The following is a 23,717-nucleotide window of genomic DNA, read 5'->3' as shown; positions in this document are numbered from 1 at the left end:
TGATACCTCGCTTCTAAGTTTGGGGTAGGAACTTAGAAGCTGCAGCGAACAGCGACATTTTTGAGCATTTTCAAACGACGAGCCAATATCCTCATCCTTTCTATAGGTTACAGCCTCTATCATAACATATTTCCCGATTAACAATCGCGAACCCACACGGCCATCTCGCCGACGTTTCGATTGGCCCAGGCGAAATACGGAATGAATCGCCCTATGAACGACTCGGTTTTCAGTCCCGCGTGGGAATCCTCAAGGTATAGATTTTCCTGCCATTCGTCAGAGGCAACTCGATGTACTGTCGTCTCGATGACCTTCACGCCACCTAACAGATCAGGAATGAAGCGAACGGAAAATTTATTCCCTCTCGCAAGATATAATTGGTGCAAGTTCCGACCGTTATCCGCTTCCTCCATGCAATAGACGAATGGGCCGTGCTGCAAAGCTACTTTTCCAAATGTATCCCGCACGTGCGGATGGCCTTTCATCCGTCGGACTTGCATATCGAAAACAAGATCCACCGCATCATCATTCGACCAGACACGGTCAATGATTAAGTAGCCTGCCTTGAGATCCGCATCGTCATAGGTGAAGGTTTGCCCGTTCAACTGCAGGGTTGCCTGGCCGCCGGACCAGGAAGGGATACGAAACGCCAGCGCGAACCGCAACGGCGCATCCGTCTTGACCGTCATTCGCGTAATCCCGTCCCATGCATAGGCCGATTGCTGTTCGAGACGCACCTTCTGACCGTTCAGTTCGAGATTAGCCTGCCCGCCAATGTACAGATGCGTGTAGACCGTCTCATCTCGAACGGTATAGATGTACTCGCCCAAGGAAGCGAGCAATCTCGCGATGTTCGGCGGGCAGCATGCGCATCCGAACCAGCCCTGGCGCTCCGGCTTCACGTGATCGTAGATATGGTTTTTGCCGCAGGCGTCCGGATGAACTTCCAGCGGATTTACATAGAAGAACTTCTTACCGTCGCGCGACATCCCGCTGACTACGGTGTTGTACAGCGCTCGCTCCAGCACATCGGCGTATTCGCCGTTCGGCTCGATCTCTAACATTCGCCGGGCAAAGAAGATAAGCCCGATCGAGGCGCACGTTTCCGCATATGCCGTATCGCCAGGCAGATCGTAATCGAGCGAAAACGCCTCTCCTTGAGCCATCGATCCGATGCCGCCCGTAATATACATTCGTTTGGAGACGATATTGGGCCATAGCTTACGGCAAGCTTCCAACAGCTCTGTGTCCCCTGTAAGGGCGGCAACATCTGCCATCGCTGTCGTCATATAGACGACGCGGACGGCATGTCCCTCCGCTTTCTCTTGCTGACGTATCGGCTGATGCGCCTGGCTATAGGCATGGTCGTGAGCCATGTCCAAATGCGGGAAATGAACGGTCCCGTTTCTCTTCTCGAATTCCTCCAAATAAAAATGGGGCTGCTCGCCGCGCTGATCGAGGAAATACCGGCTAAGCTCCAGGTACTTCTCGTTGCCGGTCGCCCGATATAGCTTGACCAGCGCAAGCTCGATTTCTTGGTGGCCGTCATACCCGTGCAATTGACCAGGCTCCGACCCGAATACGGTATCCATATAATCCGCAAACTTGCAGACGACATCCAGAATTTTGCGTTTACCCGTCGCGTTATAATAGGAAACGGCCGCTTCGATCATATGACCCGCGCAGTAGAGTTCATGGCATTCTGCCAGATTGGTCCAGCGGCGATCCGGTTCTTTTAATGTAAAATAAGTGTTCAGATAACCGTCCTGCTGTTGGGCTTTGGCAATAATATCGATCACTTCGTCCGCGATCCGCTCAAGCTCCGGATCGGGCTGCGTCGCGAGTAAGTACCCGACTGCCTCAAGCCATTTAGCTACATCGCTATCCTGAAACACCATGCCCCAGTACTCGCCGTTTTCTTCTCCCGCCGCAATCTTGAAGTTTCGCACCGCGGAGCTGGGCTCTACCCCGAGAATACGATCGTTCAGCGCTTCCCACTGGTAAGGTACAATGACCTCTCGAACAAGCCGAATATATTCAGACCAGTACGGATCTTCTATACGGACTTGAGGGAGGAACGAGTATGGATTCTGCGATTTTACACTTCATTTCTCCACCCATTCCCTATTTCGTAGACTGCGGTTATGCCTATTACGGAGTAGGAGATTCCCATATCGAAAGAAATTGCATCCATGTATTCGATCTCATTGTTGTCCGAAAAGGGATGCTTTCGATTGGAGAGAACGGTTGTTCCTGGGAAATTAACGAGGGTGAAGGATTCATACTGCTGCCGGACGGACACCACTACGGCGACGTTCCCTGTACGATGGATACGGAAATCATTTGGATTCATTTTCAAACCTTCGGCAGTTGGCAAATCTGCTGCGACATGAACGAATGCTTGGGAAAACAGATGGAGTTAATCGAAGAACACAAAAAGCTGGCGTATCTCCACCATGCCGATGTTTCTTCCATCTTCATTCCCAAACATATGAAGCTGTCGCCGAAAGCTCTGGAGGTGCTGGAAACCTTCTTTCAGCAGGAGAACGAGCCGCAATCGCTTCGAAACTGGAAAAGACAAGCCTCCTTCCAATTGTTCCTTCAGCATCTGGACCGTGAATTTGCATCTCCCATGAACGACACTGCGATTAGGATAGCTGACCGAATCGAACTGTTCATCCGACAAAACTACGCTAGCGATATTACGAATTCGGTATTGCAAGAAAAAATGAACTACCACCCCAACTATTTGGCTAAGGCAATGCTAAAGGTCTATGGGATGACCCCCATAACGTATCTCCAATATTACCGTCTCGAACAATCCAAACGCCTGCTGCTGCAAACTCCCTTGTCGATTGCCCGGATCGCCGAAGAGGTAGGCTTCCAGCATGTCTCGTATTATTCCGCCTTATTTTCCAAGAAAGAAGGCCTCTCTCCCACAGGCTTTCGCAGAAAATTTGCATTGAAGCGTTAATTGCAGTCGCAGGAGCCTTTCACGCTGAATTATAAAAAGGCAGCCGAAAGAACGGCTGCCGCATGTCTTTATATTCCCCGTTAATTTAACGAGCCAAGTTGTGTTTCATAAGCAAAGCGATTTTTTGCTCATCGGTGCTTGGGATCTTCTCTAGCTGTTGAACAACGAATTCCTGACGTTGTACGGAATGATTTTGGCTTAACTTGGCTTTTCCTTCCACCCTGTTTATTTTCATTTTAAAAGCTTGTACACCTTTATTCATGGCGCTCAGAAAATCAGGATCTATATCCTGCAACCTGTAAGAGCTATTAACGGCTTCATACTTGGATACCATATCACTCAAGGAGTCCATCAATTCAATCTCGTCATCTATAAATTCGACTTCTCCATATACGTGAACGGTCACATAGTTCCATGTTGGTACCGCTTTGTTGGTTTCGTACCAGGAGGGAGAAATATAGCAATGCGGACCATGGAAAACGGCCAACACAACTTGATTCCTTATCTCTTTCCAATGAGGATTTGAACGAGCAAAATGCCCATACAAGTACAAACGATCCCCATCTAAAATTAAGGGCAAATGGGTCGCATAAGGTTCTCCGTCATGCTGTGAGAATAATGTAGCGAAGCTGTGTTCCCTTATAATCTGATGAGCGACTGAGATATCGGTAATCATAAAATGTGTTGGTGTATACATAATGAGTCTCCCTCCTGTTCCTAAATAATAAGCAAATAAGCGGACCTGCAAAAGCTCCAATTTCCATCCATTCCACTATGCCAATTTCTCTGGTAACATGCAGCAATCGCTTCTCGGTCATGCGGCCAAGCCGGTATCTTTTTTTATTTAATAGGCATTCGCTGAGATTTGTTTACTTTGGGTGATTGTACTGAACCGTTTAGTCAGTCGTACATAAGCTAACGGTGTGATGAATAATCACAAATAAACAAATCGGTGGTGAATACTTTGAGCGGAGTTTATGGTGGTATGCAGGCTGCTGCTTTTGTACTTGTACTCTTCATACTCTTGGTAATAATCTTAAGAGCTGGCTACTAATAAATAGCGTTCAAACCCGCGATGCAATAAGAGTCGCGGTTTTTTTTTTGCGGATGTACCCTTATCGGCGATGGCCGCTTTTAACATTTGTGCCTCGTACCGTGCTGCGCTGTTTATTTTTTGTTTGCGACTTCGACATCGTGACATCAGGAACGTTCGGACTGATCGGGATCGACGCGCTGAATCGCATGTCATCAACTGAGACCTCGTCGGTGTCGCTTTCGGTTGATCCTCCGTCGTCATTCGACGCGCTGCTTGGGGAATTATTGCGTACATTTCCGAAAATAACCGTACCTTCGTTTTTCACAATAACACCCCTTCCGATATGACAAGACATAAATAATCAACTTCCTTTTACTTTGTCTGCGTTGTCGGTACATGCTATTACTTTATGTGAGCGTGTTAGCATCGGCATTGGCTTTTCCAACAGGAACTGGAGCCCGATCTTCTGTTGCCGTCTACTCATTCAAATAAGTCGTCACACGGTTCGCGACCAAATCGGCAACCGCTTGAGCCGATTTCTGACCGCTGTAGAAAGCCTTTGCTTCCTCTTCGATGATAGCTTGAATCTTCGAATCATTTTGTTGCGGCGTGACCGCCTGCGATACCATCTGCCTGAGCCTATCGCCGTCTGCCTTCTGAACCGGGATCGCGGACCCCATTGGCGACTCGACGGCGCCTTTGTCCTCAAGCTCCTTGAACATTTTCTCATTTACTGATTTATTGACGGAGAACCCTTGCAGATCAGGCATCGTCTAGATCTCGTCAGACATTAAGTACTTCATGAAATCCCACGCTTCCGCCTGTACCTTCGAATTTTTATTCATCCCCAAGGTCATATTCATGACAAAAGCGCCTCCGGCCTGTTGCCCTGCAGCGAGCGGCTTATAATAAATCTTCCCCTGCTCATAGAACATCGCCGGCCCAATAAAATAATCTTCAGGCGACAGGATCAGAGCAGGTGCAAAGAAATAATCTCCCGCGCTCACTTCGGCATCCGTGATCACCTTGTCCGCATACATCGTCCTCACCTGCTCCATCAGCTCAACGAATGCATGGGCATCGAAGCTGGCAGGGTGCTTCTCTGTATGGACAATGCGTGTATAGTTATCGACGAACAGATTGTTCAGCATCAGCTCGGGCGGCGTATTCCCCATCGAATACTCGTGGATTCCTGATGCTGCCAGGCCGTGACCCACTGTTGTGAATTCTCTCCATGTCCATGTACGGTCGTCGAATTTCACGCCGGATTGCTCGATCGCTTTTACATCGCCCATAAGACTGTCCAGGAAAAACCGAAGGGGCAGCGTATAGAGCCCGCCTCTCATCCTGGCCCCGTCCAGAATGTTCATTTCATACGATCGAGGATCAAAGTCGGGGTCCCGCTCCATCCATTCGCTTAAGTCCGCTAACGCTTGTCTGTCTACGTATTTCCCAACCGGGAAGCCGCTCACATCCAGGGAGATTAAATCGGCTCCCTTGCCAGACAATAGCTCTGTATTGGTGATATTCACATATTTCTCGAGTTCGCCTTCAAGATCGGAGCCTTCGTCCTGACTGTATTCCTGAATTTGAATGTCTACATCGGGATGCCGCTCTCCATATTTTTTCGCAGCAATGGAGTACACAGGATGCGCTTGGAATACGGATAAGACGATTGTCTTCCTGGCTTGTCCCTCCTGCTCGAATTGGTTCGTCTTGCCGGCCTGTCCGCCGGCGCATGCTGACAACGCCGTCATTAGGGCAACAATCAAACTAAATACGCCACTTTTTTTCATATTAAACCTCTCCTTTATGGAATCGATGCGACTCCGAACTATTAGACTCTTACGCGCTGACCTTCTGTTAGCGGCTCGCTGCTCTCGACGACGATGCGATCTTTCAGGTAAACCCCTTGTAACACCAGAGTTTCTTGGCCATTCGTCCCGCCAAGACGGACGGGCGCCTTACGAACGATAAAAGTATTGCCTAACGGACCTAAACGCTCTTCGATGACAAGCACGTAGCTGTTTTTCCCTTCCTGACGAAGCGCTGCGTTCGTTATAAGCATGCCGCCATCGGTTTTCTCCGTTTGTGTCAACTCCACGTTCACGAGTTCATTCGCTTGAACATTCGGATGTTGGACCTTCACAACGACTTGGTGACTGGATGCCAATGGATGGGGATTCCCTCTCCCTCCTTCTTGGAGGGAAGCTTCTTCAGTTTCTGCTGCAGTTGCGATTGCTCGAATTTCGATTATGATCCCTTCAACCGCAACCGCCGCTCCCTCATGTTCGATTTGAACGTTCAACTTCTCCTCGGGACGCAGCTTCCTCCCCCAGACATCCGGTACGACTATTTCGAATTGATACCCTTGCTGACTATTCACTACGCTGATATCCGGGCCTCCGCTCCCCGAAGGCAGCTGCGCCGTCGCCCGAACTTGCGTCACAACCCCGTCAAAAGGCGCAAGGATACGTTCGCGAGCGCCCGTCTCAGACTGCATCGTTCTCAGTTTTCGCTCCTGAACTCCAATGGCCAATTGCGCGCGTTCCAGCTCCCGCTTCGAGCGGCGCACTTGCATCTCGTCGTTATTTTGAACGGCTTCAATATAGGCATCCTGCAACCCGGCCAACGTTAGTCGCTGCTGCGCGAGGTCATCTTGCAAATCAAGAATGTCCTGCTCGGCGGCAGGATTCTCATAGGTGACTAACGTCTTCCCCTTGGCTACCCGGTCCCCTTCTTTCACATGAACTTTCTTAACGGACCATTCCGCCTTGTTCGATAAATCGATGCGCTGCCGAGGCATCAGCCGGGCTGTACCATGCCATGTTGTCACTAGCGCTCCTTCTCTCCCTAGTTCTGTTCTTACCTTGGGGAGGTTGAATGTCAACAACGTGTTGCTTGCGAGGGTAAGAAAAAGGAGCGAGCCGAACAACAGACCGGAGAACCACACGATTTTTCGTTTTTTCCTTACATTTAGATCCTCTGTGGGCGCAGCAGTCATTCTATCCCCCCTCTCGCTCTCAGGGCTACCCTTTAATCCCCGACATTTGAACCCCTTCGATAAAATAAGCTTCCGCATATAAAAACAGGAGGACCATCGGCGCCATATAGATCAGCGATGCGGCAAAGCCAATGCCTTGGGCTTCCTTATGAAGGGTGGACAAATAAAGCGATAAGGGCTGCTTAAATGCATCCTTCAAGAAAATCAAGGGCTGTTCGACCATATTCCAATAATCAACGAACAGCAAAATGATAAGCGCCGCAATTCCCGGCTTCATTAAAGGAAGCATAATTCGATAGAAAATCCGGTAGTGGCCGGCACCGTCGAGCTGTGCCGCTTCAACAAGCGCATAGGGAATCGAGAGCATAAATTGCCTCAGCATAAACACACCGAACGCTGCGAATATCCCTGGCAAAATAATCGCGCCGGCTGTATTCAACAAACCTAATTTGTCAGCGATAAGGTAATTCGGAACCAAGGTCACTTGGAAGGGCATCAGCATCGTCATTAAGTAAACCCGAAACCAACCCTCTCTTCCCTTAAACCGGAGCTTGGCAAAAGCATAGGCTGCCAGCGCGCTTACAATCGTCTGTCCTGCAATTATGGCCGCAACCATCGCGGCGGAATTCCAAAACATAAACAAATACGTTGGCGACTCTAGCAACACTTTCCTGTATTGTTCGAAGCTCAGCCAATCCGGAATAAGCTTCAGATTTACGAATACAGCAGGCTCCCCTTGCATAAAGACTGGCATCGTCCCCAACAGTCCGTAATTCCCGAGATTTTCACGCTCTGTCATAAATGAATTTGTGAAAGTAATCACAAATGGAGAGAGCATCAAGAGCCCGATGCATGCCATCGCCAGTGTGAGCGGTAATATTCGAGTTAAACTCTTCTTCATTCATCCTCCCGCATCATTCCATAAATTGCGTGTATCGTTTCTCTAAGCGCAGCAATGCGGTCACAAGGATGAAGATACCTATCACCATAAGCGTTGCCGCCGCCGACAGCTTCTGCACATCCAGCGCGAGGAACATATTGTTCATATAGTGTTGAAGCGTATAAATGCTGTCATGCGGATAATCTCCTGCGATCAGGTACGTTTCGCGAAATATTTTGAACGTATTCATCACCGACATCAGGACGACAAAAACCATCGTTGGCGTCAAATAGACAAGCGTAATCCGATAGCATTGGAACCACTTGCCCGCCCCCTCCAGTTCGGCCGTTTCATAGTAATCTCGCGGAATGCTCTGCAGGCCGGCGAGCAATAAGATCATGTTGTAGCCGATATGCTTCCATAGGTAAAACAAGGAGATTACGCTTCTCGCCCAGACCGACTTCATCCAATCTATCCGTTCAAGCCCGGCAGCATGCAGCCAAGCGTTGAATGTTCCATTCCAATCAAAGAGCGCTTGCCACACCATCACGACGGAGGCTACGGGCACAACTAACGGCAAGACAAAAGCCATCCGAAGAAACTGACGCAAATAGAGATTCCGATTCAATACGAGTGCGATCCCAAGTGACAGCATAAGCATCAAGGGAACGTTCGCCGCCATGAACCAAAACGTGTTCAAGACGGCTTTACGAAAGGAATCGCTACTCAGCAGTTCCATGTAATTCGAAAATCCAACAAATGAACCGCCAATCGTTCGATCAAGTACCGAGTAGACGAGCCCCATTGCGAACGGTATTAGATAGAATAATGCAAAGCCAATGACGCTAGGCAACAGGAACGTCAAAGCCACTCTGCCCTCTCTATAATTAAGAGGATTCCGCGTCATGACTTCTCCGGAGTGAGAAATGCAACGCTTGTACTTCCTTCTTGAAGGTTCACTTGAAGCATCGTCCTGCCATCCTCCGCAGCCTTGTAGATAACGATGCGCGGGCTTGCTTCCTGCGCTTCATCCTCAGCAGCACCTGCCAATTCAGGCTGGTACCCATCCGTGCTTACCTCCAATCGCTTCAAGAAGGCAGTAGCTATAGAGATCGCGTCTCCCTCACGCAGCTGCGATGCAGGCTTCGCTAACGGTTCTATGCCAATTGTCTGCACAAAACGAAGCTGGTCTGTCTCCGCATCGACATTGGCGACAACCTCTTTATGCGGCTCCTCGAATGTCTTTCCTTTCTCGATCAGAACGACATTAAATAGATGGATCCGTTCTCCTCCATGGATTCCTTTGGCAATTTGCGCACTCGCGATGTCGAATTCCTTCGTCTCAGGGAACCCGCGGTAAATGAGCTCAAGCACTTCTTGCGCCGTCTTGTTACCGGTAATCTCATCTGCATACAGGTTCGTGGTGGTATAGTTCGAATCCTCATCTTTGGTGACGAAGCTGCGCAAAGGTTCTGTCCCCGATAGATTAAGCAGCGCCCGAATTTGCGCCGCTACGGCGGGGACGGTATAAATGACAACCGGCGTTAGGAGTATAACCGCAAGCACACCTGCCGCAATGCGAACTTTAAGATTCGAGCTTGATTTAAATTTGTCATTGCGATAACGCGTGAAGGAAGTTTCTTTAATGCGCTTCTGCATTTCGGATGGATGTTCCATTGCTTCCGCACAATCCTGCAGCCTATCGCGCAGTTGTTGTTCAATGGACATAAAGTCGTTGCTCCTTTTCCGGTTCAAGATACGGGCTAAGCTCGCGCAGCTTCTTTAGCGCGGCGTGATGTCGGGATTTGGCCGTGCCTGCGGGAATATTCAGCAATTCCGCAATTTCGTCGAAAGTAAAGTCGTGATAGTAGCGCAAAATAATCACCGTACGAAGCTTGTCCGATAATTGATGAACGAGTGCCAGCATTTCCCCGTGAGTTTCGTTCTCAAGAGCGCGACGATCCGAGAAAAGATGCTCTTCCACCTCCAACAGCCGCTTCTTCTTGAAAATCCGAAATCTCCTCCAGCTTTTGGTTCTCCACTTCTGTATTTGTTTCATTGCGATGCCGTACAGCCACAATCGGAAAGGACGATTTGCATCGTAATTGTCGATGGACCGCCACAACTGAAAATAAATCTCGTTCATTACATCTTCGATTTCATGCTTGTCCGTCATCAGAAAGACGACGGAGCGGTAGATTTCGGGGAAAGTCCATTCGTAAATTACTTGAAATGCAGAAGGATCCCCCTCCTTCAACCGTTTGATCCAGTGCTCGATATGGATGTCTTTCACGAAAAAAGGGCCCTCCCTAGTAAGCTTACAATCTATATTGCCGCCTTCATTGGAAAAGGTTCGATTTATAGCTAAAGTTTTTTGGGAAATGTCCCCGTTGCTAAGTTGTAAGATTAGTTGCTATTTCAATGATATGAGCATACATTTTTACCTGAGGAAACTTTTTGTCTGTCCAGAAAAAGTATTTGGCTCAGGCAAAAATACGCAGTAAATGTGAATGGAGATGTTCGTGATGAGCGATCTGTCAAATACTCAAGTGATGTCGTCAACCGGGCGTGTTAAAGGAATTAGAAATCTATTGCCATTCCTCGGCCCCGCTTTTATTGCGGGTGTAGCCTACATTGATCCAGGGAATATTGCCACCAACATTGCTTCCGGTTCACAATATGGCTACATGCTGCTTTGGGTAGTGCTTGTGTCTAACGTAATGGCCATACTGATTCAAGTTCTATCTGCAAAGCTAGGGATAGCGACGGGCAAGAATCTGCCAGAGGTAGCCCGTGAGAACTTACCCAAATCGGTTTCGTTCGGTCTTTGGATTCAAGGGGAGCTCGTCGTTATGGCCACTGATCTTGCCGAATTTATCGGAGCAGCCTTAGGCTTGTATTTATTGTTCGGCATTCCTTTATTACCTGCAGCTCTTATCGCCGCAGTAGGATCCTTCGCCATACTTGAGCTACAGCGCAGAGGATTTCGCCCTTTGGAAGCCGTAATTGCCGCAATGGTGTTTATTGTGGTTATCGCATTTATAGTGCAGGTTATTTTTGCACAGCCTAACTATTCAGAAGTACTTCAAGGATTTATAACACCACAGTTCAAGGGCACAGATAGCGTAATGATGGCAGCGGGGATTTTAGGTGCAACAGTAATGCCCCATGCCATTTATCTTCATTCTGCATTAACTCAAAAAAGGATTGTCGGGAGGAACGAGGCTGAACGCAAAAGGATATTCCGTTTCGAATTTATTGATATCCTGATTGCGATGTCGATAGCAGGAATCGTCAATGCCAGCATGCTCATTGTTGCGGCAGCTCTCTTTCATAAAAACGGTCTAAATGTTCAGGATTTGGATGTGGCATACCAGCAGTTTGGCGAAATTACCGGAACTGTCTCTGCATTGTTATTCGGCATTGGTCTATTGTCTTCCGGCTTGGCCAGCTCAGCCGTTGGGACAATGTCTGGAGATATTATTATGCAAGGGTTTATTAGGCGGCGAATATCTTTATATCTAAGGCGGGCCATTACCGTCATACCGCCTATTTTGTTTATTGCAATCGGAGTCAATCCGACTGCGGCTTTGGTTATTAGCCAAATCATTCTGTCTTTCGGCATCCCCTTTGCCCTAATTCCTCTGATCGTATTTACAAGCTGCAAACGAATTATGGGCGATCTTGCAAATCGTCGGTTCACAAACATTTTGGCTGTCGGGATTGCAATGATAATCATCTCGTTAAATGTTTTCCTCTTGGTTCAAACATTCAGCAGCATTTAAAACGAGTACAACGACCTCTTCAACTAAAAAGCCAGCTTTCACAGACAACGAAAACTGGCTTCTATATTGAACTAGAACATCTATTTCTCCTTCGGGAGTCGAAGCGTTGTCGAAAGCTTCGGCACGTAAAGCCAGCGGTAGCCCGCATAAACGGTTATAAGGAAAAGCGTATAAATAATCAGCGGCCACATTGTACCGGAAACGCTCGTCAACAGCTTGTCTCCCATTACGGAAAACAGCACCATAACCGGAAATTTGCCTATTATCGTTGCAATGAAGAAGCTGCCGAAGCTCATACGGCTAATCGCAGCGGCTGCATTAATCGCCGGAGCCGGCACAAAAGGAAGGAGCCGAGCCGTTACTACTGCGAGGAAGGCATTGCGCTCTAAAAATAAGATGAAAAGATCGATCCGTTTGAACTTCGATAAGAACTGACGCCCCTGTTTCTGTAACAACACCCGAACGGCAAGGAATTGAAGAGCTGCGGCTATTGCGGAGGTCATAACATTAATTAAAGTACCCCACACCGGTCCGAATTGAGCTCCCATAATCCCGGCTACGATCCCGAAAGGGACGGCGGGTACTGCCGCCAGCAATATCGCAGCTCCGATCATCCAAGGGAGACGTTCCATATCGCTATGTGCCAGCCAGCTAAGCAATGGCTGTTTGTATATCAGGATAGCCGCAATTCCAGCCACATAAAGTAGAAGGATTATCCCCTTTTTTATCATTTTTATATGCCCCCGCACTGCGTTATCTCCATTATTTCGCTGGTTCATAATGAACATGGACCTCGATAACTTCCGCCGATTTCTTTAATTCATCTTCTACCCTTGTAGCAATATCATGCGCTTCTCTGAATTTCGCTTCTGTTCTGATCGAAAGGACGACGTCAACGACAGCATTGCTGCCATATGATCTCGCGCGCAGTTGCTTGACGTCTTCCACCCCTTCCACCTGCTTTACCTTTTCTCTGAATTTCTGGATCGTCGTTTCATCGAACCCATCGGACAAATGATGGGAGGCTTCGCGGAAGATATCCAATGCCGTTTTACATATAATTAGCCCGATTAACACCGCAGTAACTGGATCTAACCAAGGGAGCTTGAATTGGGAGCCGACGATTCCGATGACCGTTCCGATGCTTACTAACGCATCCGAGATGTTATCCTTGGCCGCAGCCATAACGGCTTGGCTCTTTGTTTTGATTGCAAGACTTTTATTGTACCGGAACACACCGTACATCACGGCCGCGCAAAACACCCCGGTCCAAGCGGAGATCGGATCAGGCGACTGCTCGCTCCCTTGAAATACGATCCTAACAGCGTTGATTAGAACTTCGATCCCGACGGCCATCATAATAAAAGAAGCGATTAACGAAGCGATCGTTTCCGATTTCCAGTGCCCGTACGGATGATCCTTATCGGCCGGCTTCTGAGCTAATTTTAGACCAATGAGAACGGCAATCGACGCGACGATATCGGTAGCATTGTTTAGACCGTCCGCCCTTAATGCTTCCGAGCCGGATAAGTTCCCCACGATTAATTTCAGCGCCGACAGCCCTATGTAAGCAAGGATACTTATTATGGCGCCTCGCTCGCCTAATTTCAAATTATCGTACCTTTGCTGCTGATCCATTTTGCCGGCCGCCCCCTTCCGATTGCTTCGTGATATCCATGATATCAATCGCAAATCGTGTGGGTCTAGAGAAACGTTTTTTCACTGGAGTCAAAAAATAGCCGTCGCCTAACAAGTTTGCAGAACGCCAACATGATCCCGAAGCTTCACGACACGAAAAGAAACCGCGATTACGCGACTTGTTAGCTCTTGGGCAGATTAATATTACCGGGAAGCTGGATGCCCCGCCAGTCGCTTACCTCGCATTGACCATGCTTATTCAAGCCTGCAGCCGTCACCGTTCCATCCGACTTAAGCCCGACGGTATGCAAGTAACCCGCCGCATTTCAGGAGCGTATGAGGCAGCCTCAGATTTAACCGATTAATTTGCCGATTTCAGCAAGATTTTCAGCAAAGCCAATGAAAACGCGATCTCCAATCACAATCGTTGGGACGATCTGCTTTCCAGTAAGGTTCCAGACTTCCTCGGCATACTTGGCGTCTTCTTCGCAATTAAGATCCGTGTAGGGAACCCCATGTTCCTTGAAGTAACGCTTCGCATAATTGCAGTCGCTGCAAGTGGGAATCGTATAGATTTTAATCGATTGTTTCATGCCCGTCACCTTCCTTTCCCATTAGCGTCATATCTTTTAGCCTGTCTAGCGAGATACGATCTACGAATTTGCCGAACTTTTCCTTGCCCTTTGCATTTTCCTTGTAAAAATCGATAAGAGCAATAACGGTGGGAATAAGCTGCTTCTCCGTCACTACGGAGCGAAGCAGCTTGGCGAAAGAGGTTTTAAGTCCCTTTGGCTCACCGCCTACGTAAATGTCAAACTTGTCGCGCATTTTGACAACGCCGATATCCTTAATTAGCGGTTCGCTCGTGCCTAAAGCACACCCGGCGTAACCGATTTTCAGAGGTGTAGGCGTTGCAATGCCTGCTATTGCTTCATTTAAGGCAACTGCGGTCTCAAGCCCCGCTTCTTCGGCTCCTTTGCAGAAGTTACAAGCGATAAGACTTTTCGTTACGAAACCTGCCGGGTTCACGTCAAGCCCGATTTGCTCAAGCTTTTCCTTGACGGCATCCCGTTGCTCAAGCGCCACCTCTGCATACAACTGCTTGAAGGGGGTTACTTCCACTTTGGCATCCGCGCCGAGGACATGACCGATTTCTGCAAGTTGGTTCGGAGTGAACAGGCTGCCTCCGAGTTGAATCGCTGGGCTAATGGCAATTTTGACTGTCTCCCCCATAAGCGTTGCCCTCCCATTCCGAATAATCAAATCAACTAATGTTTACTACGAAAGGTACAGTGAAGACCTTACCTTGATGTTGAAATTGACCCCATATTTTATAGGTGCCGCTTTTCGGGAAAGACGTCATGAATTCAGCCTTAGGACCGGTCGCCTTCTCTTCGACGGGGTGCACATGGAGATATTGCTCCGCATCTTCCGATAAAATGACGACATGACCGACTGCGCCGAGATATTGCTCCAGATTGCGGATTCCTTCTTTTGTCTGCGCGTCAGAAATATTGAATACAAGCGTGACTTCTTCATTTGCCTTCGTACTGCTTAAGGTAAGCTCGATTTCTTTGTCGTCGATCGCTTTCGTAAGCTGCGCATCAGCCTTAACAGGTTCTGGCGACTTTGCATTACCTTCTACCTTTACCCACTGACTGAGCGTCGTATTCGTGCCTGCTTTCGGAACAAAATCGGCAAAAGCCTTATACTCTCCTCCATTTGGGAACGACATGCCGATTGAAAATTGACCATCGCCCTGATCGTTAGGATGGATATGGTTGAAATAGGAAAGGTCCTTGCTTACGACAATAAGATGCATCAATTTTTCATGGTTTAATTCGAATTCTTTTACTGCATCCCCGTCGGAGTCCGTGATCTGAATATGCAGTTCTGAGTTTTCGTTTGCTTTCACCGATTCCTTCGAAAACGAAAACGACGCTTTATAGTTTGCCGATTGTTCGCTCGTTCCATGATCGCCGTGGTCGCCGTGACCCGCACTTGGCGTTGCGGAGTTTTCTTCCTGATGACTTGTGCTGCCGTGGCCGTCCGAATGGGCGTTTTCTTTTGAACCTCCGCAAGCCGATAGCACACCGATAGCCAAAGCGCCCGTTAACATAAGCATCGTTTTCTTCTTCATCTTAAATTCACTCCTGTTCAAGTCATGTTTGGCGAATTATTTTCCTCACTCATAGAATACCCCACCACCCTATAAATAATCAATCTTTTTTTACCCCCCACCCCTATTTGGGTATTTCTCATGCCAAATACCCCCCGCGGCTGCGGAGGTTATTCACAGGCTATTGCATAATAATCATGGATTTGCGTCAATTGTTGGATTATTTGTAACGGCGCGAATCGTAACGTCAGGCAGCATTTGTTGAATTCTTGCTTTGGCCTCGGCAATATCTGTCGCTTGGACATTCCGATAATACACAACGCCGTAGCGATCCTGATATTCTACCGTATATTCGGTTTGTTCGTTATCCGTCATTGCAGTTCCCACCCGTCGTTTTATTTAAAAATCCACCCGGTACAATTGTTCAAGATAGGCATATTTATTGTTTCTTAATTCATAGGACCTTGGAGGCGCTATCGCCAAGTCATCTGTATCGGGCCATTCTGCTGCACCGTTTCTTAGCTCTTTCACACGTTTAATTACCTGTTGGTCCAGCTCCAGAGTCTCCTCCATCTCCTCTTCGGCAACAAAGCGAACGACGATCATTTCGCTGATCTCTATCCATCGATCCTCGCTATCTTTGAAGCTTACGGTAACTATTATGAAGGATTCATCAGAGCGAATTGCGGTTTGTGTGTACAATTCCAGGAGCACATCGTTATTATGCGCCGCCCAATCAATGAGGATGCCGCCGGATTCGCTTTCTTCATGGCCATTTAGATTAGGAGAGCGATAAAGTCCAGTCGGCATCTGAAAGCGGACTTCAGCTTTTTCAACGGTTGAATTTTCCTTAGGCAAGAGTTGAATCCATAAATGATTCATCCCTTCTTCCCGCTCCATCATCGATTTAGCCAATCTCAGACGAAGCATCAATTCGTGTCCTCCTTTAAGAGTTGGGAAACGGATTCAATGACCTTTTGCTTCAATTCTGCGGAAACTCGGGGACTTAACGTGATTGCGACATCCTCGTTTATGGCGAGCGTTTCGTGTTCCAGCACCCGATTAGAATCATACAGATACAGCTGCCGACCAATTTTCTCTATATCTTCCGGCATGAGCGACATTAACTTCTCTTGTATGGACGCTAAGCTTTCCCCGGTTCTTGTTAAGGTGACGATGGCTCGAAAAAAATGAAGATGCCGATTCGTGTATACTCTTTTATTGCCGAGAAGCTCCAAGGCTGGCACCATTCCGATTTGCGTGTAATATCTTACCGTTCGTAAGTTCATTTTGGGATCATCCTGCTGCAAAATCTCTGCGATCTGCTTCGCAGTGTAGCCCGTCATAATAAACACTCCGATCAATATATATTACAGTTTAGTGTATTGTGTACAGTTTACTGTAACATAAGTCGCCGGTCAAGAAAATATAATCATTCAAATAAAAAAACCGAACAAAAAGAAGAGCACCGACGCGCGGGGCTCTTCTTTCTTGCTTCTAGTCATTCTCCGGTCTTTTTATTTGTAACGGGGGCGGTATTAGCCAGCCCTTATCTTTTTGCATTCTAAGCATTCTCGCGGCTAGCCCTACTTTTTCCGTATGGTATTTTAAATACAGGGTTGCGATATCTTCTCTAATGCAAATACTCATCGCCGCACTGCAAGCCCCGAGACCGCCGGCTAAGTTCACGCCGAGAGCGACTGCGATCTCTTGGTCCGCAAAGCGTGCTCCTTCCGGAATGTCCTCCAATTCCACGCTAGGTTTCTCTGCCATATCAGGTGCAGGGGTGATGCCATTATCAACCAGGAGACGATCCAATTCCTTGATCTCCGATTTGGCTTGATCGATGTAATCGGAGATGAACTCTTTTAAGTCATGATCTCCAGCATGGTTGTGATAAATTTGGAAGCACGAAACTGCTCCTTTAGCCGCTGCGGAAGCTCCCCATACGCCGAATATTTCTCCGTAATGCATCGGTTCGTGTTTCGGGTTGCCGCTTAAAATTCCCAAGGTCCATCCTCATTTCTGTATATATTTTCCGACGTAGTATGGCACTGCTCGATCCAGATTATCCATAAGGTCCGGATAACAAGTCCAGAGCCTGCCCTTGCCTGCCTCTCTTAGGACGCCGCCCCACGACTTTCGTCGGGTCCCTTCACCTCCTTCGGTCTGTTTTGCATAACGATATTATCCGGTATACTATAGCCGAGTCTTTTAGAGGAGCGATTGGCCATGAATTATGAACAGAAAGCGCGCGCAGAAATCGCCGCTTGGGAGCAGCAACTATTCAAGCCGCCCGGATGGCTGGAGAAAACCTCAAAAGCGATTGGTAATCGAATTAACAATTTCATCCCTGCCAAAGCGCAAGACCTCATTACGACCACGATAAAGTCGATCGTGCGCACGGCGCTATTCGGCGCGGAATACACCCCTCAGAGGCCTGTGCAGCGCACGCTTAATCTAGAGCTGAACGATCAAGAAGCGAAACAATTGTTTTCCTTGTATCAGAAGATCGCGGTTGCCGAAGGCGCAGGCACAGGAGCGGGCGGCATCCTGCTTAATGTCGTAGATTTTCCTGCCTTAATCGCGATCAAGATGAAATACTTGTTTGAACTGGCTCATAACTACGGATACGATACGAAGCATTTCTCAGAACGAGTATTCATACTTAAGGTTTTCCAAATGTCGTTCTCCAGTCCGGAACAACGCGCCAATTTGCTAAAGTTGATCAAGAATTGGGATGCTGAAAAGGAATTGTGGTCCGCGGAAACCGAATACTCCGAACATATGAACTGGGAGACGTTCCAGAAGGAATATCGCGATGCAATCGATTTTCGCAAGTTATTGCAGATGGTGCCCGGGATCGGGGCTGTCGCGGGAGCCTGGGCGAATTACACCATTCTAGAGGAGCTTGGCCAATCCGCAACGAACGCCTATCGTTTGCGACGATTAAACGCCTCTGCAGAGAAACGAAGCATTCAGAAAACGTAAACCAAATAAAATCCCCTTCTCGCCATTTCACTCTGACAAGAAGGTGATCAATGCCTTAAAATTTTGCGGGAAACTGCTTAACTATTCCCTCTGTCAGGAAGTCCGCAAAATGGATCATATGGGTCTCGTTTTTGTCAGTTGCTGCAATATCCGCTTTCCAGTCCCCATGTTAACGACAGCGCCAGCAACCATTTGGCTTTCATATTCATCTGCTCCTCTGTTCGGGCTTGATCAGAAACCATGCGACTAACGATGCCACAAAGCAAGATGCGAAAAGGGTTAAGTAAAAAACCGACGGCGAACGCGAAATGATCCAAGCCGTAAACGGCGGTCCGGCCGCTACCCCAAGGAAACGAATGCTGCTGTAAAAAGACATAACCGTTCCCCGCTGCTCCTTATCGATTCCTTCGGTCAACAAGGCGTCAATGCACGGAAGCGCTGCTCCCAGGCCGATGGATGCGGCGAATAGGAAGCCGATAATGACGATCGTCGAATCCTTTTTCAGCAGTCCTAATCCGAGTAAGCAGGCTGCGGCAACCAAGAAGCCTGCAACTCCGATCCATTTCATAAGCTGCTTTTTTTGTCCAATCCATTTGCCGACAAGCCACGATACCGTACATAAGCCGGCAAGAGGAATCGCAAGAAGCCCCCCTTTTCCGATCCCGTCGATGCCTTTTTGCTCGAGCGTTTCCGACAAAAAGAACAAGGTGCCGAACAGGACGAACATGCTGATTCCGCCCGCGGCGTAAATCGCCCAAATCCAACGTCCCTTCTGGCGATAAATCGACTTTATCGAGTCGACGAATGGCTTGAAGGGCATCGCCTGTTTCGATTCCTTCGGAACCTTCACCCAGGCCGCAACAAGAATGAAGGATATCAAGCTGATGGCCGGAATCGCCCAGAAAGGAACGTACCATGCCCACAAGGCTAACGCCGAACCTAAGACCGGGCTGAGAACTTTGCCGAACGTATTGGCCGTCTCGACGATCCCGAGCCCGTTGCTAACATCGTCCTCGTTGCGAAACAGGTCTCCGACAAGTGGTAAAACGACGGGAAAGCATGCCGCTGCGCCAAGACCTTGCAGCAATCTGCTCCATAGGATCAAACGGTACGGATGGTCGCAGAATGTCGCCGCCCAGCCGGCAAGGACCCCTGCTGCGGCGACGAGAAGAAGTCCAGGCAGTATCACCTTTTTTCTCCCTATCCGATCTGAGAGATATCCGGTCACGGGAATAAAAAAAATCGCAATCACTGCATACGAAGTAATGATCAAGCTCGCCTGCAGCGAATTGATCCCTAATATTTTCTGCATCATCGGGATAACCGGAATGAGCATGGAATTAGCCAGAGTCATCCCCAACGGGATCGTCGCGATAGACGCCAGGTCCCTTTTCTTCTTGGATTCCATTACGGGACCTCCCAGTCAATTTCCGCGATTGCTTTCGTTAGTATGGCCTGCCGGAGGAAAATTACCACAGACGAGCTATTACTACACATTTCCCCCGCTCTCTAATGATGTTTTATTTCTTGGTATGTCCCATAACAGTCCTAAAGTACTAATTTTTTTCTTCGTTTCATATTCTTTCACGTCATGTTATACATGGCGAAGCAAACAGTCCTAATTTTAGAGGGGGTGAGCATTCTCTAGTGTAAAACCTTGTAGAGGTTTTGTTCCGGTTCAGTCGGGAATTGAAAAAAGGAGGAATGGGATTGTTTAATTTAGCTTGGACTTCTCTGAGGCAGGTAAAGCTTTTCTTTGTAAGCGGTATTCTTTGCGCGCTTGTTTTTGGAATGTCGACTGCGGTGTTTGTGCAAAAAGCTGCCGCTCACGGCAACGTAACGAACAGCCGGGCAGCGCTCTGCGCCAATGGTCAAAACCAGAACTGCGGACAAATCATCTACGAACCGTACAGCTTGGAAGGACCCAAAGGCTTCCCCACGGGAGGACCTCCGGACGGAAAGATTGCCAGCGCCAATACTTGGTTTACGCAGCTCGACCAACAATCCGCCACCCGCTGGTCTAAAGTAAACATCAGCGCTGGGTCCTACACCTTCAACTGGTCTATTAAAGTCCCTCATGCCACGACCAGTTGGAAATACTATATTACGAAGCAGGACTGGGACCCGAATGCTCCTCTCTCGCGCGCTTCCTTCGATCTCACTCCATTCTGCAGCGTAAACTCCGGCGGGGCGCTGCCGGGAGGAACTTATTCGAATACTTGCAACATTCCTAGCCGTACAGGATACCAAGTCATTTTAGCGGTGTGGGAAATCTACGATACCAATAATGCGTTCTACAATGTCATCGACGTTAATTTTATTAACAATCCTGATCCAATTGCTCCTTCCGCTCCATCGAACGCTACGGCATCCAATATCGACACAACCACGGCAACGATATCTTGGGGAGCTTCCACCGACAATGTCGGAGTTACCGGCTACGGCGTTTATAACGGCTCTAACCAAATCGCGACAACGAACGGAGCGCTTGTGGCGAATTTGACCGATCTGACGGCAAATACGACCTATAACCTTACGGTTAAAGCGTTCGACGCCGCAGGCAATGTTTCCACTGCAAGCAATACCGTTACCTTCACAACCCTGCCAGTAATCGGGCCTGACTTAGAACCGCCTACTGCCCCATCCGTTCTTCATGTGATGGGTACGACCACCTCCACCTCTGTTCCTCTGATGTGGGCCGCATCGACGGACAATGTCGGGGTGAAGGAATATCAAATCTTTAATGGCGGCGCTTACGTAGCAACGGTGCCTGCACCGTCGGTACAGCATACCGTGACGAACTTGACGCCCAATACGGCGTACGCCTTCACAGTAAAAGCCGTTGACGATGCGGGCAATATTTCGGCGGCAAGCAATACGCTGAACGTGACAACGCCTTCTGCGCCTACCACCTATCCGGCATGGAGCTCGACAACTGTCTATGTCGCGGGCGATAAAGTCACCTACAACAACGTCAATTATGAAGCGAAATGGTGGACGCTTAACGAAAAACCAGGCACATCGGCCGCTACTGTGTGGAAGGCGATTCCTTAACTATAAGCAGAATTGCTTGCGATGATCGATAGACAAAGAAGGGGTATGTACCTCCCGGAGACCTGCCTCATACGCTCCTGAATCACCTTATCACGGGTTTACCCATTCCCATTTCAGGAGCGTATAGCATCGGAGGGAGATACATCCCCCTTGCATCTTGTTTATTGATTATCTTTCAAAGCAACTTGAAGCGAGTATGGAACAGCTCCTTTGGGACTCCTCACCTCGTCCCCCCGCTAATAAATCTTCTTCAATAACTCAACAACCTCATCCAGAGTGAGGCCAAACGATTTATAATAGGCAGCGTCGTTCTCCATTTGCTTTAAGATCATTTCATTGCGTATTTGCCGCGTCTCATCGGACGAGAATTCCGCCACAAAGCATCCTTTGCCCGTTATCGTATGAATCAGCCCGCATCTTTCCAGCTCTTCCCATGCTTTTTTAACGGTGATGACGCTAATACGAAGCTCTTGCGCCGCCTGTCGGATCGGCGGCAGACAGTAGCCGCTCTCCAATTCGCCGTTCAATATTTGGGCGCTGATTTGTTCGAAAAGCTGTTGGTAGATCGGTTTTTCGGAGGTGTTCGAAATCGCTACATTCATTGGGCTTCCACTTTCTGAAAGCGCCGGACTCCAATTCGGTAAGAAACTATCGTAGAAGCAATGAAGATAAGCACTCCTGCAGTGAAAATGGAGGCGTGAAGCGCCGTATCGTTCATGCCGCTGCCCACGAAGATATCAGCTACATAGGAGTTTTGGATTCCGACCCATTGCGCGATTAAGGCAAATAACATTGCGACCGTAATGGATGCGATCGTCGCGTTACCGTACTTATAGGCTGTTTTATAATATATCGGTATAAAAGTGAGGTTAAAGAGCGCGAGCATAACGAAGCATATTCCCCAGAAGCCCATATTCGGCGCGAAAAAATAATAGATCATTTCCGGATACAGGCGAAGCGTAAATGTCCCGAAAATCATCGCAATGACAAGATGCAATAATTCGAGAAGAACGATAACGGCTACTCTTGCTTTTACCATGTCCTTCTTAGTTACGGGCATCATGGTCGTAAAGATCAAGTCGTTCTGAACTTTAAGTCCGGCAAACAGATTCGGAATCGTGAGCCAGCAAAAATACAGGGGGACTAGAAGATAGATCCAACCGGGAATCAGCATTAAAGCACCTGTTAAAATGGGCAAAAAGAAGAAAAAAGGACTTAGTCCCAATTTCAAATCCTTCATGACTAGGTTATACATGCAGATCCTCCTTTTTCGCGAAGTATATCATAATTTCCTCAAGACTTGGCGTAACGGCTTTAATTCCGGAAATGGGAACGAAATCCCGGAAGTGAATCAACCCGGTGAAGCCGAACGAATTTACTTTGTAGGAAATCAGCCGCTCCTTCACCTGGTCCAGTTGGCTTTCGCTACCGTTTAATAGGCGATAAGACTCGACAAATTCGTTCTTCTCGGCGCTGCCGACGATCTGGCCATTAGCGATAAACGTAATAAAATCCGCGCATTTCTCCAAATCGGACGTAATGTGGGTGGAAAAAAGAATGCTGATTTCTCCGCCAGCGACAAGCTCTTGAAAAACATCCAACAGATCGTCTCTTGCGACCGGATCGAGTCCGCTGGTTGGCTCATCTAGAACGAGCAGCTTGGCGCCATGAGACAAGGCAAGGGCTAAGCCGTACTTTACTTTCATCCCCGTAGACAATTCGGCAATCTTCTTGTTCTCATCCAATTTGAATCTTCTCAGATAGCTTTTGTAGGTCCCATCGTCCCAATTCTTATAAAATTTCTTAATTACTTCAGTTAACGTTTTGATTTTGCTGCGGGTGTAGAAATCGATGCCGCCAAACGCGCACCCGATGTCTTGCTTCAATTCGAGTTCGTGCTCGGACATGCTCTTGCCCAATATGCTGACCTCGCCGCTATCGATATGAATCATGTTCAGAATCGATTTAATCGTGGTTGTTTTCCCCGCGCCATTGGCGCCGATAAAGCCCATAATATATCCCTTTTCCAGTTGGAACGATACATCTTTGAGCTGAAAGCCTTCATATTTCTTATTTATGCTTCTAATTTCTAATGCCAGCATAGCGTGCCTCCCTATCAAATTGTGCATGTTGTGTATGCACAATATATCACGAGCGGAGGGTAACGTCAATTGCATTCCAGTGCTGCCCGCACACAAAAAACGCCTTTCCCTGCAATAGGGAAAGACGTCTGCCG

The 23,717-nt window shown here is 48.1% G+C and carries 26 protein-coding genes and 2 pseudogenes; 4 read left to right on the top strand and 24 right to left on the bottom strand.

From position 1 onward, the window contains the following. Positions 1-137: 137 nt before the first annotated feature. Positions 138-2,060, bottom strand: a complete 1,923-nt coding sequence (locus J4772_RS12820) for a glycoside hydrolase family 127 protein (RefSeq protein ID WP_209077127.1) — start codon at positions 2,058-2,060, stop codon at positions 138-140. 23 nt (positions 2,061-2,083) lie between these two features. On the opposite strand from J4772_RS12820, the gene J4772_RS12815 reads away from it, so the two are divergent. Then, a complete protein-coding gene (locus J4772_RS12815; RefSeq protein WP_209075494.1) occupies positions 2,084-2,974 on the top strand; it encodes a helix-turn-helix transcriptional regulator in 891 nt (296 codons plus the stop codon). 85 nt (positions 2,975-3,059) lie between these two features. Here J4772_RS12815 and J4772_RS12810 read toward each other — a convergent pair whose 3' ends face one another. From J4772_RS12810 to J4772_RS12775, 8 genes are all read right to left on the bottom strand, one after another. Continuing rightward, positions 3,060-3,671 carry an FMN-binding negative transcriptional regulator gene (locus tag J4772_RS12810; protein ID WP_209075493.1) on the bottom strand — a complete coding sequence of 204 codons (612 nt, stop codon included), beginning with the start codon at positions 3,669-3,671 and terminating at the stop codon, positions 3,060-3,062. 815 nt (positions 3,672-4,486) lie between these two features. Beyond that, positions 4,487-4,780 (bottom strand): hypothetical protein, encoded by a 294-nt coding sequence (locus tag J4772_RS36985; protein ID WP_247741083.1) that lies wholly within the window; start codon positions 4,778-4,780, stop codon positions 4,487-4,489. Positions 4,781-4,783: 3 nt separating this feature from the next. Next, positions 4,784-5,806, bottom strand: coding sequence for an ABC transporter substrate-binding protein (locus J4772_RS12800; protein WP_247741082.1), 1,023 nt, complete (start codon positions 5,804-5,806; stop codon positions 4,784-4,786). Positions 5,807-5,847: 41 nt separating this feature from the next. Then, on the bottom strand, positions 5,848-6,846 hold the full coding sequence (locus tag J4772_RS12795) for an efflux RND transporter periplasmic adaptor subunit (RefSeq protein WP_247741081.1): 999 nt from the start codon (positions 6,844-6,846) through the stop codon (positions 5,848-5,850). A 193-nt stretch (positions 6,847-7,039) separates the two neighbouring features. After that, on the bottom strand, positions 7,040-7,915 hold the full coding sequence (locus tag J4772_RS12790) for a carbohydrate ABC transporter permease (protein WP_209075492.1): 876 nt from the start codon (positions 7,913-7,915) through the stop codon (positions 7,040-7,042). Between the two features lie 13 nt (positions 7,916-7,928). Continuing rightward, a complete protein-coding gene (locus J4772_RS12785; protein ID WP_209075491.1) occupies positions 7,929-8,801 on the bottom strand; it encodes a carbohydrate ABC transporter permease in 873 nt (290 codons plus the stop codon). Next, positions 8,798-9,622, bottom strand: a complete 825-nt coding sequence (locus tag J4772_RS12780; protein ID WP_209075490.1) for a hypothetical protein — start codon at positions 9,620-9,622, stop codon at positions 8,798-8,800. Before J4772_RS12780 ends, J4772_RS12785 begins: the two co-directional genes overlap by 4 nt. Further along, positions 9,612-10,187: a sigma-70 family RNA polymerase sigma factor gene (locus J4772_RS12775; protein ID WP_209075489.1), complete on the bottom strand. Its 576-nt coding sequence runs from the start codon at positions 10,185-10,187 to the stop codon at positions 9,612-9,614. The genes J4772_RS12780 and J4772_RS12775 overlap by 11 nt, the downstream gene beginning before the upstream one ends. A 232-nt stretch (positions 10,188-10,419) precedes the next feature. Here J4772_RS12775 and J4772_RS12770 point away from each other — a divergent pair, with 232 nt between their 5' ends. After that, positions 10,420-11,679 carry an Nramp family divalent metal transporter gene (locus tag J4772_RS12770; RefSeq protein ID WP_247741080.1) on the top strand — a complete coding sequence of 420 codons (1,260 nt, stop codon included), beginning with the start codon at positions 10,420-10,422 and terminating at the stop codon, positions 11,677-11,679. 80 nt (positions 11,680-11,759) lie between these two features. Here J4772_RS12770 and J4772_RS12765 read toward each other — a convergent pair whose 3' ends face one another. The 10 genes and pseudogenes from J4772_RS12765 to J4772_RS12720 all read right to left on the bottom strand — a co-directional run bounded on the left by J4772_RS12765 (position 11,760) and on the right by J4772_RS12720 (position 17,446). Next, entirely contained in the window at positions 11,760-12,410 is a 651-nt protein-coding gene (locus J4772_RS12765) for a TVP38/TMEM64 family protein (RefSeq protein WP_209075487.1), read from the bottom strand. 31 nt (positions 12,411-12,441) lie between these two features. Next, complete coding sequence (locus J4772_RS12760) at positions 12,442-13,317, bottom strand: cation diffusion facilitator family transporter (RefSeq protein WP_209075486.1); 876 nt, start codon at positions 13,315-13,317, stop codon at positions 12,442-12,444. 182 nt (positions 13,318-13,499) lie between these two features. After that, positions 13,500-13,640: pseudogene (locus tag J4772_RS12755) on the bottom strand (RCC1 domain-containing protein); the annotation flags it as partial. Between the two features lie 30 nt (positions 13,641-13,670). Next, positions 13,671-13,910 (bottom strand): glutaredoxin family protein, encoded by a 240-nt coding sequence (locus J4772_RS12750; RefSeq protein WP_209075485.1) that lies wholly within the window; start codon positions 13,908-13,910, stop codon positions 13,671-13,673. After that, a complete protein-coding gene (locus J4772_RS12745) occupies positions 13,894-14,550 on the bottom strand; it encodes an NAD(P)/FAD-dependent oxidoreductase (protein WP_209075484.1) in 657 nt (218 codons plus the stop codon). Before J4772_RS12745 ends, J4772_RS12750 begins: the two co-directional genes overlap by 17 nt. A 31-nt stretch (positions 14,551-14,581) precedes the next feature. Beyond that, positions 14,582-15,457 (bottom strand): hypothetical protein, encoded by an 876-nt coding sequence (locus tag J4772_RS12740; RefSeq protein WP_209075483.1) that lies wholly within the window; start codon positions 15,455-15,457, stop codon positions 14,582-14,584. 174 nt (positions 15,458-15,631) lie between these two features. Next, entirely contained in the window at positions 15,632-15,811 is a 180-nt protein-coding gene (locus J4772_RS12735; protein ID WP_209075482.1) for a hypothetical protein, read from the bottom strand. A 24-nt stretch (positions 15,812-15,835) separates the two neighbouring features. Continuing rightward, entirely contained in the window at positions 15,836-16,369 is a 534-nt protein-coding gene (locus tag J4772_RS12730; RefSeq protein WP_209075481.1) for a hypothetical protein, read from the bottom strand. Further along, the gene (locus J4772_RS12725; RefSeq protein WP_209075480.1) at positions 16,366-16,782 is read right to left on the bottom strand and encodes a MerR family transcriptional regulator; all 417 of its coding nucleotides are present in this window, start codon (positions 16,780-16,782) and stop codon (positions 16,366-16,368) included. Before J4772_RS12725 ends, J4772_RS12730 begins: the two co-directional genes overlap by 4 nt. A gap of 151 nt (positions 16,783-16,933) precedes the next feature. After that, positions 16,934-17,446 (bottom strand): DUF3231 family protein, encoded by a 513-nt coding sequence (locus tag J4772_RS12720; RefSeq protein WP_209075479.1) that lies wholly within the window; start codon positions 17,444-17,446, stop codon positions 16,934-16,936. A 222-nt stretch (positions 17,447-17,668) separates the two neighbouring features. On the opposite strand from J4772_RS12720, the gene J4772_RS12715 reads away from it, so the two are divergent. Then, positions 17,669-18,427 (top strand): EcsC family protein, encoded by a 759-nt coding sequence (locus J4772_RS12715; protein ID WP_209075478.1) that lies wholly within the window; start codon positions 17,669-17,671, stop codon positions 18,425-18,427. A 55-nt stretch (positions 18,428-18,482) separates the two neighbouring features. Here the strand turns inward: J4772_RS12715 and J4772_RS36980 are convergent. Together J4772_RS36980 and J4772_RS12710 are read right to left on the bottom strand one after the other, a co-directional pair. Continuing rightward, positions 18,483-18,593 (bottom strand): annotated as a pseudogene (locus J4772_RS36980) (glycosyltransferase); the annotation flags it as partial. Between the two features lie 39 nt (positions 18,594-18,632). Further along, entirely contained in the window at positions 18,633-19,835 is a 1,203-nt protein-coding gene (locus J4772_RS12710) for an MFS transporter (protein ID WP_209075477.1), read from the bottom strand. A gap of 302 nt (positions 19,836-20,137) precedes the next feature. Between J4772_RS12710 and J4772_RS12705 the strand changes: the two genes are divergently transcribed. Beyond that, positions 20,138-21,481: a lytic polysaccharide monooxygenase gene (locus J4772_RS12705; protein ID WP_247741079.1), complete on the top strand. Its 1,344-nt coding sequence runs from the start codon at positions 20,138-20,140 to the stop codon at positions 21,479-21,481. Between the two features lie 236 nt (positions 21,482-21,717). Here J4772_RS12705 and J4772_RS12700 read toward each other — a convergent pair whose 3' ends face one another. Genes J4772_RS12700 through J4772_RS12690 form a run of 3 tightly spaced genes read right to left on the bottom strand, consistent with a single transcriptional unit; the run spans position 21,718 to position 23,583 of the window. Continuing rightward, positions 21,718-22,083, bottom strand: coding sequence for a GntR family transcriptional regulator (locus J4772_RS12700; RefSeq protein ID WP_209075475.1), 366 nt, complete (start codon positions 22,081-22,083; stop codon positions 21,718-21,720). Further along, positions 22,080-22,736, bottom strand: coding sequence for an ABC-2 transporter permease (locus tag J4772_RS12695; RefSeq protein WP_209075474.1), 657 nt, complete (start codon positions 22,734-22,736; stop codon positions 22,080-22,082). The genes J4772_RS12700 and J4772_RS12695 overlap by 4 nt, the downstream gene beginning before the upstream one ends. Then, on the bottom strand, positions 22,729-23,583 hold the full coding sequence (locus J4772_RS12690) for an ABC transporter ATP-binding protein (protein ID WP_209075473.1): 855 nt from the start codon (positions 23,581-23,583) through the stop codon (positions 22,729-22,731). The genes J4772_RS12695 and J4772_RS12690 overlap by 8 nt, the downstream gene beginning before the upstream one ends. Positions 23,584-23,717 lie beyond the last annotated feature (134 nt).

The sequence above is a fragment of the Cohnella sp. LGH genome (assembly GCF_017671885.1).
Classification (GTDB): domain Bacteria; phylum Bacillota; class Bacilli; order Paenibacillales; family Paenibacillaceae; genus Cohnella; species Cohnella phaseoli.
Note: the sequence above shows the minus strand (reverse complement) of the source record. Positions and strands in the feature narration are given on the sequence as shown.

Coding starts and splice junctions, on each gene's coding strand:
- J4772_RS12760 (WP_209075486.1), bottom strand. CDS start 13,317: ATGGATCAGCAGCAAAGGTACGATAATTTGAAATTAGGCGAGCGAGGC.
- J4772_RS12745 (WP_209075484.1), bottom strand. CDS start 14,550: ATGGGGGAGACAGTCAAAATTGCCATTAGCCCAGCGATTCAACTCGGA.
- J4772_RS12780 (WP_209075490.1), bottom strand. CDS start 9,622: ATGTCCATTGAACAACAACTGCGCGATAGGCTGCAGGATTGTGCGGAA.
- J4772_RS12690 (WP_209075473.1), bottom strand. CDS start 23,583: ATGCTGGCATTAGAAATTAGAAGCATAAATAAGAAATATGAAGGCTTT.
- J4772_RS12710 (WP_209075477.1), bottom strand. CDS start 19,835: ATGGAATCCAAGAAGAAAAGGGACCTGGCGTCTATCGCGACGATCCCG.
- J4772_RS12815 (WP_209075494.1), top strand. CDS start 2,084: ATGGATTCTGCGATTTTACACTTCATTTCTCCACCCATTCCCTATTTC.
- J4772_RS36985 (WP_247741083.1), bottom strand. CDS start 4,780: ATGCCTGATCTGCAAGGGTTCTCCGTCAATAAATCAGTAAATGAGAAA.
- J4772_RS12735 (WP_209075482.1), bottom strand. CDS start 15,811: ATGACGGATAACGAACAAACCGAATATACGGTAGAATATCAGGATCGC.
- J4772_RS12715 (WP_209075478.1), top strand. CDS start 17,669: ATGAATTATGAACAGAAAGCGCGCGCAGAAATCGCCGCTTGGGAGCAG.
- J4772_RS12740 (WP_209075483.1), bottom strand. CDS start 15,457: ATGAAGAAGAAAACGATGCTTATGTTAACGGGCGCTTTGGCTATCGGT.
- J4772_RS12750 (WP_209075485.1), bottom strand. CDS start 13,910: ATGAAACAATCGATTAAAATCTATACGATTCCCACTTGCAGCGACTGC.
- J4772_RS12700 (WP_209075475.1), bottom strand. CDS start 22,083: ATGAATGTAGCGATTTCGAACACCTCCGAAAAACCGATCTACCAACAG.
- J4772_RS12770 (WP_247741080.1), top strand. CDS start 10,420: ATGAGCGATCTGTCAAATACTCAAGTGATGTCGTCAACCGGGCGTGTT.
- J4772_RS12785 (WP_209075491.1), bottom strand. CDS start 8,801: ATGACGCGGAATCCTCTTAATTATAGAGAGGGCAGAGTGGCTTTGACG.
- J4772_RS12810 (WP_209075493.1), bottom strand. CDS start 3,671: ATGTATACACCAACACATTTTATGATTACCGATATCTCAGTCGCTCAT.
- J4772_RS12800 (WP_247741082.1), bottom strand. CDS start 5,806: ATGAAAAAAAGTGGCGTATTTAGTTTGATTGTTGCCCTAATGACGGCG.
- J4772_RS12765 (WP_209075487.1), bottom strand. CDS start 12,410: ATGATAAAAAAGGGGATAATCCTTCTACTTTATGTGGCTGGAATTGCG.
- J4772_RS12725 (WP_209075480.1), bottom strand. CDS start 16,782: ATGACGGGCTACACTGCGAAGCAGATCGCAGAGATTTTGCAGCAGGAT.
- J4772_RS12790 (WP_209075492.1), bottom strand. CDS start 7,915: ATGAAGAAGAGTTTAACTCGAATATTACCGCTCACACTGGCGATGGCA.
- J4772_RS12695 (WP_209075474.1), bottom strand. CDS start 22,736: ATGTATAACCTAGTCATGAAGGATTTGAAATTGGGACTAAGTCCTTTT.